Below are 9,521 nucleotides of genomic sequence, written 5' to 3'. Positions count from 1 at the left end.
GTCAATTACACCCTCGGAGGGACAGCTACCCTTAATACCGACTACACTCGTACAGGGACTAATAATACAGTCACCTTCGCTGCTGGTTCATCCACTGCTACCGTCACAGTTGACCCCACTCCTGACACAATAGTAGAAAGTGATGAGACTGTCATTTTAACCCTTGCTGCGGGGACAGGTTATACAGTAGGGACCACCACTCCAGTGACGGGGACAATTACCAATGTCACCCTTCCCAGTGTTACTCTTGCGGTTTCCCCCGCAAGCGTCACCGAAGATGGGACAAGTAATCTCATCTACATCTTCATGCGTACAGGAGATACAACTAATCCCTTAACCGTCAACTACAGTATTGGTGGGACAGCAACCAACGGAAGCGATTACACTTTACTTCCCACCAGCGTTATCTTCGAGGCCAATTCTGCGATTGCGACTGTAATGGTTGACCCCACTCCTGACACCACAGTAGAAAACAACGAAACCGTCGCTTTAACCCTCGCTGCCGGGACAGGTTATATAATAGGTACGACCAACGCAGTTACAGGGACAATTACCAACGATGATACCAGTGTCACCCTAGCAGTTTCCCCCGCAAGCGTTACCGAAGACGGGACAACAAATCTGATTTATACCTTCACCCGTAGTGGAGTAACCACTAATTCCTTAACCGTCAACTACAGTATTAGTGGGACAGCAACCAATGGAAACGATTACACTTCTATTCCCACCAGCGTCACCTTTGCTGCTAATGCTACCACTGCTACCGTCACCGTTGACCCTACTGCTGACACCACAGTAGAAAGTGACGAAACCGTAGCGTTAACCCTCGCTGCCGGGACAGGTTATACAATAGGTACTCCTGACGCAGTTACCGGGACAATTACCAATGATGATTTACCTAGTATCACTCTTGCTATCTCTCCCAGTAGTGTTACCGAAGATGGGACAAGCAATCTCATCTACACTTTCACCCGCACAGGAGATACAACTAATCCCTTAACCGTCAACTATACAGTTGAAGGGACAGCAACCAATGGAAACGATTACACTTTACTTCCCACCAGCGTCACCTTTGCTGCTAATTCAGCGACTGCTACCGTCACAGTTGACCCCACTCCTGACACAATAGTAGAAAGTGACGAAACCGTTATTTTAACCCTTGCTTCTGGGACAGGTTATACAGTTGGGACCACCACCCCAGTGACGGGGACAATTAATAATGACGACTTTTCCCAACTCTCCATCAATAATATTACCGTGGTCGAAGGCTTAGATAATAATGCCATCCTCACCGTCACAGTTGATAACCCCAATCCGCAACCAATTAGCTTCAACTATACCACTGGGCCCATTGATGCTACCGCCGATGTAGATTACACTAGCAAAACCGGAACTATCACCATTGCTGCTAATACTGCCACCGCTACTATTAGCATTCCCCTCCTCAATGATAACCTCAATGAACCTGATGAAGTCTTCACCGTCACCCTCTCCAATCCGGTTAATGCTACCATCAATCCCGAAGGAGGAATAGGAGAAGTTATCATTACTGATACTTGGCAAACCAGTCTTACTCGCACCTTACCCAACAATGTGGAAAACCTCAGACTAATTAGCAGTAATAATGTTAATGGTACGGGTAACGCTGGTAACAATAAAATCACCGGAAATAGTGGTATTAATCAAATCAATGGCGCTAACGGTGCTGATACTTTAACCGGTGGTTTAGGTGCAGATACCTTCGTCTTCCAATTTGGTCAATCTACCATATCAACAAGCGATCGTATCACAGATTTTGCCATCAATAGTGATAAAATTGACTTATTAACTCAAGCTGGAAACGCCACGAGTGCGCCTAGCAATTTCAGTCGTGCTGCTAATAGCACTGTCACCACTTTACAGAATTTAATCAATCAGGTATTTACTGATGCTAATGGAGCGATTACAGGTAATCAAGGATTAGGGGTTAATAGTGCCGCCTTAGTGCAGGTAACAACCGGTGCAATAGCTGGAACTTACCTCGTTATTAATGATAGCACGGCTGGCTTCCAATCCAGCAATGATTTATTAATAAATATGACTGGATTTACTGGTACTTTGCCAGCTTTAGGGAGCATGACAGTGGGTAATTTCTTTATCTAAGTGTCTAAGGCGTAGGGTGCGTTAGGCGGCTAACAATTCCGTCAAAAAAACACGCATCAACAATCCGCCGTAACGCACCAACTCTATTATTAAATCGGTGCGTTACGCTATCACGCTTCACACCCTAGGAGTAAGCGGACAATTCAAATGAACCCAACAACCGCCAATTATGATGAACCCTGGTCACCTAGAAAACGGGTTTCTTCAAGAAACTATTTAGAAACCCGTTTTCTGGACTTTAAGACAAATAAGTTGGATTTAAAGTTTTAAGGATTAAAGTTTGGTAAGTTGATTGACAAAGAGAAGCTGTCAATAAATATTGACGAATTAATTAGGGCTTGCTGAATAAATGTGAAATGTAGGCACTTCATCAGCCCGCGTCCTGTAGGGGCGAAGCATTCGGATAGAAAATCTACGGTTTCACCGATAGGTTATTGCCCGAATGCTTCGCCCGTACTTTTTGCCGCAATCCCTATATACACTAATGATTAATTGGCAATCTAATCATCATCCTTATCAAATATTCTGATTCGGCTTATTGCCTTAAGTTTGAGATGATATATTTAACAAATCGGCTCGACTTTGTGTTATAATCAAAGCAAGGCTTTAAAGACGATATTCTCAGCAAATTATGCCTATTGTTCTTCCTGGCACTCTAATTTCACTGAAAGATTAATTTAACCTTGATCTGTCGGGATTGATTTCTTAACCTTTTAATAAATTGATTTTTTCCCCGGTCAGGCTAGAATCAGTAGGATTAGCATCCAAGATAATCGGGGTAACTTTGGTTAATCTGGGGCAGTGTAGCCTAAAAAAACGCCCAAAATAGTCAAATTTAGGCTTAAGTGGCTTCTTACTAACTGTTTAATCTATTATTTAGGTATTAGACTCTATGGCTAAAGCTCCTAGCGTAACTTCCGAAATCGATCTTAAAGATTCGCAATATTACTTTAACCGAGAATTAAGCTGGTTAGAATTTAATCATCGCGTGCTTTATGAGGCACTTGATCCTCGGACTCCCCTACTGGAAAGATTAAAATTTACCGCCATTTTTTGTGCCAATCTCGACGAATTTTTTATGGTACGGGTGGCAGTTCTTAAACAACAGGTAGAGGCAAATGTAGCCGTTTTAAGTGCCGATGGCAGGACTGCCTCGGAACAGCTAACCGAGATAAGTAAACGTCTGCGTCCCCTTGTGCAACAGCAGGATCATCTTTTTGAACACACCCTGAAAAACCTCTTAGTAGAACAGGGAATTCATCTGATTAACTATGTGGATTTACATCAAGAACAGCGCAATTATCTCCATGATTACTTTGAACAAAATATTTTCCCCGTTTTAACTCCCCTAGCGGTGGATCCTAGTCATCCTTTTCCCTATATTTCTAATCTTAGTCTCAATTTAGCCGTAGTCGTTCGCGATCCCGACACCGATAAAGAACTATTTGCCAGGGTGAAAGTGCCGCAGGTTTTCCCCCGTTTTCTGGCATTATCCAAAGAATTACGCCACCAAGACGGAAAAGCTTCGATTTGGACGGGAGTGCCTCTGGAACAGGTGGTAATGCACAATTTAGAGGCACTTTTCCCCGGCATGATCATTCAAGAATGTTATCCTTTTCGGGTGACGCGCAACGCCGATATCTCCGTCGAAGAAGATGAGGCCGATGATTTATTATTAGCGATCGAGGAAGAAGTACGCAAGCGCCGCATCGGTAAATCGGCAGTACGTCTGGAAATTCACAGTTCTACTCCTAGCAATATTAAAAACCGGATCATGCGCGATCTGGGACTTGAGGAGATCGATGTTTACGATGTGGATGGACTGCTGGGACACAAAGATTTATTTTATTTTATGTCTTTACCCTGTCCCGAACTGAAAGATCCGCCTTGGAATCCTGTCACCCCAACGGTTTTACAGGGATTGCGAGAAATAGTTGACGGTAACGAAGACGGGATACTAGAACAGGATGGCGAAGATATTTTTACTTTAATTCGCAATAACGATATTCTCGTTCATCACCCTTACCATTCCTTTAGTGCCTCGGTACAACAGTTTATCGCCCAGGCTGCCCATGATGCCCATGTTTTAGCGATTAAAATGACTTTGTATCGTACTTCCGGAGATTCCCCGATTGTCAATTCCCTGATTGCAGCCGCAGAAAATGGTAAACAGGTAGCGGCGTTAGTGGAACTAAAAGCTCGCTTTGATGAGGAAAATAACATTACTTGGGCGAAAAAGCTCGAACAAGCCGGAGTTCACGTTGTTTATGGCTTAGTTGGTCTAAAAACCCATACGAAAGTGGTTCTCGTGGTCAGAAAAGAAGGGGATAAAATCCGTCGTTATTTCCATATTGGCACGGGTAATTATAACCCAAAAACGGCTAAATTATACACTGATTTGGGTTTACTTAGCTGTCGCGAGGATTTGGGGGCAGATATCACCGATTTATTTAACTTTCTGACCGGATACTCCCGTCAGCAATCCTACCGCAAACTTTTAATTGCTCCGGTGAGTTTGCGAAAACGGATGTTAGCAATGATCGATCGCGAGGCCAAAAACTGTAAAAATGGCGGTACGGGGCGCATTGTCGCAAAAATGAACTCTATTGTCGATAAACCGATTATAGAAGCCTTATACGCCGCTTCTCGTGCCGGCGTGCAGATTGACTTAATTATTCGTGGTATCTGTTGTTTACGGCCCGGATTGCCGGAAGTGAGCGAAAATATCCGAGTAATTAGCATTATCGGCCGCTTTTTGGAACATTCCCGCATTTTTTACTTCTACAATGGTGGTCAGGAGGAGGTTTATATTGGTAGCGCCGATTGGATGACGCGGAACCTGACTCGTCGCGTGGAAGCAGTGACACCCATCGATGAACCAGCGATCGCCAAGGAACTGGAAGAAATTCTCGGCATTATGTTGTCAGATAACCGGCAAGCATGGGAATTACAATCCGACGGCAGTTATATTCAGCGTCGTGCTGCCAACCAGGGACAGGAAAGCAGTACCCATGTAATTTTGATGGAAAAAGCCCTTAAATCTGCGGGTGTTAGTCAATAGGAACAGTTATCAGTTATCAGTTATCAGTTATCAGTTATCAGTTATCAGTGGGTAAGTAATCAGTGATCAGATGTGATACTAAATCCGGTTATTAAAAACTGATTATCTATTGCTCCTTTTGCCTATTGCAAGAGTGCCTATTGCCTCTCCTGATATGTAGCCTATACTCAACGGATTTAGTATGACTAACTGGTTGAGAGGTTAAACCATCTCAAAAGCTGAGAGTAAGCATCTTGATCTGTATTTTCTCAACCAGTCAAATCAAGCAAGAATCCTAATAATAATTACCGACTTTGCGATGGTGAACAGCCGTTAAACCATCAGGTTTAGAAACGCGACCATCGGCGACTTTATTGTAAACAATCCAGTGGTCAGCACATTCCATACGACTAACTACCTCACATTCTAAATAAGCGAGGGCATCGGCTAAAATTGGGGAACCATTATTAGCCGTGCGAGTATCGACTCCTGCAAAACGATCTTCCCCCGGTCCGAAACGTTTTAAAAAGTGTTTCATCAGGGTTTGATAATTGCCTTCTTCCAGAATATTTAAAATGAATTGATCCCCCACTTGCAGTAAAGACTCGATCGCCCGATCTTTGGCCACAGCAACGGTAAAACCGGGAGGATCAAAACTTGCTTGAGTCACCCAAGAAGCGACCATTGCCCCGCTTCTGTCTCCTTTCTTGGTGGTAATAATATATAGACCACTGCTAATGCGTCCGATGGCTTTATCAAGGTCAGTATCGAGGGATTTTCTTTGTTTAACTTTTACCTCTTGGGTTAATAGTTGTCCCATATCTGTCCCCGCTTCTTCACAGCGTTGATAGAGACTCTCGTTAGGAGTTTCCGCGCTACGAATGGGATCGAAAGCTTTGGTTAAGCCAACTTCACGAAACTTATTAAATAGAGGTAAAATCGGTTCATCATCACCCCCTTGAGATTCAAACATTCCGAGGTATTGTTTGGGGTTAACCGAGGCGAGAATTGTGCCTAGATTCCCCGTAATTTCTTGGGCATGAATACCAGAAACGGGGGGAGTACCGATGACGATTCCCACCGCGGAAGAAGCTAATTCTTTTACCTCTTGGGGGTCGGCGGATTTCAGGTCTAGAGTTTCTACGGCCACACCGGTTTTAGTAATACCTTTGGCGATCGATTGACAGAGGCGATCGCTATAACCATAATCGGAAACATAGAAAACTGCAACGGTTTTTTCTGCCTTAGTTTGTGCCTGACTCCAATCACGATAATGGGTCAATAATTCAGTAACATTATGTTTTAATAACGGTCCATGACCATTAGCCACGAGATTAATATTACCTAGGGGTTCCATCCTTTTCATCGCCGCTAGTACGGAACGAGCATTAGGAGCCATTAAACATTCATAATAGAAACGATAATCCGGTTCAATAACACTTAATTGCTCATCGTAAAGATCATCAGAACAGTAGTGCATTCCGAAGGCATCACAGGTAAATAAAATTCCCGAACCGTGATCGTAGGTAAAAATAGTATCGGGCCAGTGTAAGTTAGGAGCATTAACGAATTCGAGAATGTGACCGTTGCCTAGGTCTAACTGATCGCCATTTTTGACCAGTTGACGTTGAAAGGGATGATGAACTAAATTCTCTAAAAACTGAATTGCTACTTTCGACCCAACGACGGTAATATTGGGAGCGAGTTGCAATATATCTCTGACTAACCCACTGTGATCGGGTTCGGTATGACTGATAATTAAATAATCGATTTCTTGGGGGTTAATTAATCCGTTGAGACTATCAAAATATAGTTGACGGAATTTTTCGTGAGAGGTATCCACAAGGGCGATTTTTTCCCCACGAATCAGATAGGAGTTATAAGTCGTACCGTTTTGTAATCCGAATTCAATATCGAAGCGATCGCGATCCCAATCGAGGGAACGAATAGCGGTAGTGTCTGCGGTGAGATTGGCCACCTGCACGGTGAGACGTTTTGTTTTGACTGGTGTAGCAACCATCGAACCTCTCCTTATTGTTAAGTTTTTTATACTTTGTCTCTATTGTGCCACGAGAAAATTAAGTATGGAGATTTATTTTCTCAATAATTACTTATAAGTAGGGAGGCACAATTATTTGTAGGATGGGTTAGCGGTAGCGTAACATGATCGGGCGTTGGGTTTCATACTTCAACCCAACCTACGTTCATCTTATATTTAATTACACCCACCCACTTAACAGTTATCGTAAGGATTCAGGTGGGAGTCGATCGTCGATACCGAATTAGCTTATACTTCATCTTTATGATAAAAGCTCTCTAGGGGTCTGTGTGGGAAAATGGCTGTTATACAGTCCAGTCAAGTTAAATTTGACAACTAGAGAGCGCTTTTCTGCGGGAACAGAGAATTAGATAAGAAATACTAATATTTTGTCGCCATCAGCTTTTAGCTACAATTCAATTGAGTATCAAATAATCTCAGAAAAAGCCTCCAGAAAATGTAAAATCAACGATGAAAACAATCACCTCGCTGACTCAGAGCTAGAGCCTCAAGGGTTTTCCGACGGTTCGTTGGTTGAGTCTGTGTGGGAGCAAATCCTTTGGACATGAGCAATTCTGGTATCTAGGGGAACAAGAGGAATTATCTCCTAGCAGCCAGATTCAGACAAGGAAGGCTGAAAATTTGCCATGCCCCTTGCCTACACCATATTACTTGTCTTAGATGTCTGTATAATTTGCTACATTTTTAGATGCGCTTACCCTGCTAAATTCCCACAAATTGAGGTTAGGATAAAATGTCAATAAAAACCACAGAAATACAAGCCTCCGATGGTGCAAAAATTTATATGCAGTACGAAGAAAGTGATAGGGAGCAATTGCAAGCATTAGGATTTTTCGAGGATATAGAAGAAAGAACAAAAAATTTTCAAGCAGGAGTTACTAATATTGTTAATGAATATGCACAATTGTTATTAACTTTGATAAAACAGGGAGTTTCCCAAGGCAATCCACCCAGTAAGGTTACTTGAGAATTTGGGTTACAAGTTGGGGGTGAAACGGGGATTCCTTTGGTGACAAAAGGTTCAGCACAAGCTAATATTAAAGTTGCTATTGAATGGCAATTTAACCAAGATAAAGGAGGTTAGTATGCAAGTTCAAATCGAAAAACAGTATTACACACCTGAAGAATACTGTCGCCTAGAAGAAACAGCAGAATACAAAAATGAATATCTGGATGGAGAAATTATTCCTATGACGGGAGCAACAACTAATCATAATCTGATTGCTGGTAATTTTTATAAAAATTTTCCAGCTAAGATTAATAATGAAGATTATTGGGCTTTTATGAGTGATGTAAGGTTATGGATGCCAATATATCGCTTTTATACTTATCCTGATGTAATGGTGATTAAAGGCAAGCCATTATATGAGGGAAAAGGCACAAACACTGTAACTAATGCGTTAATTATTGTCGAGGTTTTGTCGAAATCAACTCGAGATTATGACCGCACTGATAAGTTTAAGTTTTATCGCTCAATTCCTGGTTTTAAGGAATATATTTTAATCGATCAATACCGTTATTATATTGAGCAATTTTATCGACAAAATGATGGGGAATGGTTATTTAAAGCATCTGAATCAGACAAGGATGTTTTAAGGTTTCATTCTGTTGATTTTCAAATGTCATTGCTGGATATTTATCAAAGAATTAATTTTGATTTAAGTGAAGAATAATGACTAAATTAAATCTCGATTATCTACAAGAATCAATGGTTAAAATCCTCAATGAAAAAGGGGATACAGTGGGTTCTGGGTTTATTATTCGAGAAGATGGTTATCTCATTACTTGTCATCACGTTATTTATCTTTTACCCTGTTTAATAGTGAATTATCAAGGGAAAGAATACGAGGCGCAATGGTGTAAAGAATATTCTAATCCAGAAGTTGATATAGCGATTATCAAGATTAAGATTGAGAATGCTAAACCTGTGAAAATTGTTAATTTTCAAGCTGGGTTAAATTCCGTAACGGTTTATGGATTTCCTAGAGAAAAAGAGAAGAATTTTCCAGAAGGATTTGATGTTAATACCGATAAAATTGCTGTTAGTGCGCCTTTAAATGTGCTTTCGACTTATCCTAATTATAAGCTTGAATATGATAATCCTTGCAAAAAATTACCTACTGATAAATCGAATTTTTTAGCTAGTGGGACTTAGGCGTTTTCGGTCAGCAAAAAAGGCTCAAACCATTACGGGACAAAGGGTTAACCTCGATTTATGATTTTCCTTGATCTATCTGGGTTTCAGCGATTTTGGGCTTCTCGAAGTAAATCCCAAGCGGG

6 protein-coding genes and 1 pseudogene are annotated in these 9,521 nt (G+C 41.6%); 6 read left to right on the top strand and 1 reads right to left on the bottom strand.

The features are described 5' to 3' along the window. Both IM500_RS02270 and ppk1 read left to right on the top strand, forming a co-directional pair. Positions 1 to 2,142, top strand: a 2,142-nt coding sequence (locus tag IM500_RS02270) for a beta strand repeat-containing protein (protein WP_287737544.1), incomplete at its 5' end; no start/stop codon positions are given. A gap of 892 nt (positions 2,143 to 3,034) precedes the next feature. Next, positions 3,035 to 5,203: a polyphosphate kinase 1 gene (gene ppk1 / locus IM500_RS02265; protein ID WP_190723748.1), complete on the top strand. Its 2,169-nt coding sequence runs from the start codon at positions 3,035 to 3,037 to the stop codon at positions 5,201 to 5,203. A gap of 274 nt (positions 5,204 to 5,477) precedes the next feature. Here the strand turns inward: ppk1 and IM500_RS02260 are convergent, their stop codons facing one another. Then, positions 5,478 to 7,202, bottom strand: coding sequence for a diflavin flavoprotein (locus tag IM500_RS02260; protein ID WP_287737541.1), 1,725 nt, complete (start codon positions 7,200 to 7,202; stop codon positions 5,478 to 5,480). 772 nt (positions 7,203 to 7,974) lie between these two features. On the opposite strand from IM500_RS02260, the gene IM500_RS02255 reads away from it, so the two are divergent. From IM500_RS02255 to IM500_RS02240, 4 genes and pseudogenes are all read left to right on the top strand, one after another. Then, on the top strand, positions 7,975 to 8,208 hold the full coding sequence (locus IM500_RS02255) for a hypothetical protein (protein ID WP_242034772.1): 234 nt from the start codon (positions 7,975 to 7,977) through the stop codon (positions 8,206 to 8,208). A gap of 12 nt (positions 8,209 to 8,220) precedes the next feature. Beyond that, positions 8,221 to 8,325 (top strand): annotated as a pseudogene (locus tag IM500_RS02250) (CU044_2847 family protein); the annotation flags it as partial. Between the two features lies 1 nt (position 8,326). Beyond that, positions 8,327 to 8,914 (top strand): Uma2 family endonuclease, encoded by a 588-nt coding sequence (locus tag IM500_RS02245; protein WP_190723746.1) that lies wholly within the window; start codon positions 8,327 to 8,329, stop codon positions 8,912 to 8,914. Continuing rightward, positions 8,914 to 9,396, top strand: coding sequence for a S1 family peptidase (locus tag IM500_RS02240; RefSeq protein ID WP_242034771.1), 483 nt, complete (start codon positions 8,914 to 8,916; stop codon positions 9,394 to 9,396). The genes IM500_RS02245 and IM500_RS02240 overlap by 1 nt, the downstream gene beginning before the upstream one ends. Positions 9,397 to 9,521: the final 125 nt, after the last annotated feature.

The organism is Microcystis sp. M179S2 (assembly GCF_020245805.1).
GTDB classification, from domain to species: domain Bacteria; phylum Cyanobacteriota; class Cyanobacteriia; order Cyanobacteriales; family Microcystaceae; genus Microcystis; species Microcystis aeruginosa.
This window is presented reverse-complemented; position numbering and strand designations above follow the sequence as displayed.

What these genes read in the sequence shown, in the direction of transcription:
- ppk1 (WP_190723748.1), top strand. Translation starts at nt 3,035, where the DNA reads ATGGCTAAAGCTCCTAGCGTAACTTCCGAAATCGATCTTAAAGATTCG.
- IM500_RS02260 (WP_287737541.1), bottom strand. Translation starts at nt 7,202, where the DNA reads ATGGTTGCTACACCAGTCAAAACAAAACGTCTCACCGTGCAGGTGGCC.
- IM500_RS02255 (WP_242034772.1), top strand. Translation starts at nt 7,975, where the DNA reads ATGTCAATAAAAACCACAGAAATACAAGCCTCCGATGGTGCAAAAATT.
- IM500_RS02245 (WP_190723746.1), top strand. Translation starts at nt 8,327, where the DNA reads ATGCAAGTTCAAATCGAAAAACAGTATTACACACCTGAAGAATACTGT.
- IM500_RS02240 (WP_242034771.1), top strand. Translation starts at nt 8,914, where the DNA reads ATGACTAAATTAAATCTCGATTATCTACAAGAATCAATGGTTAAAATC.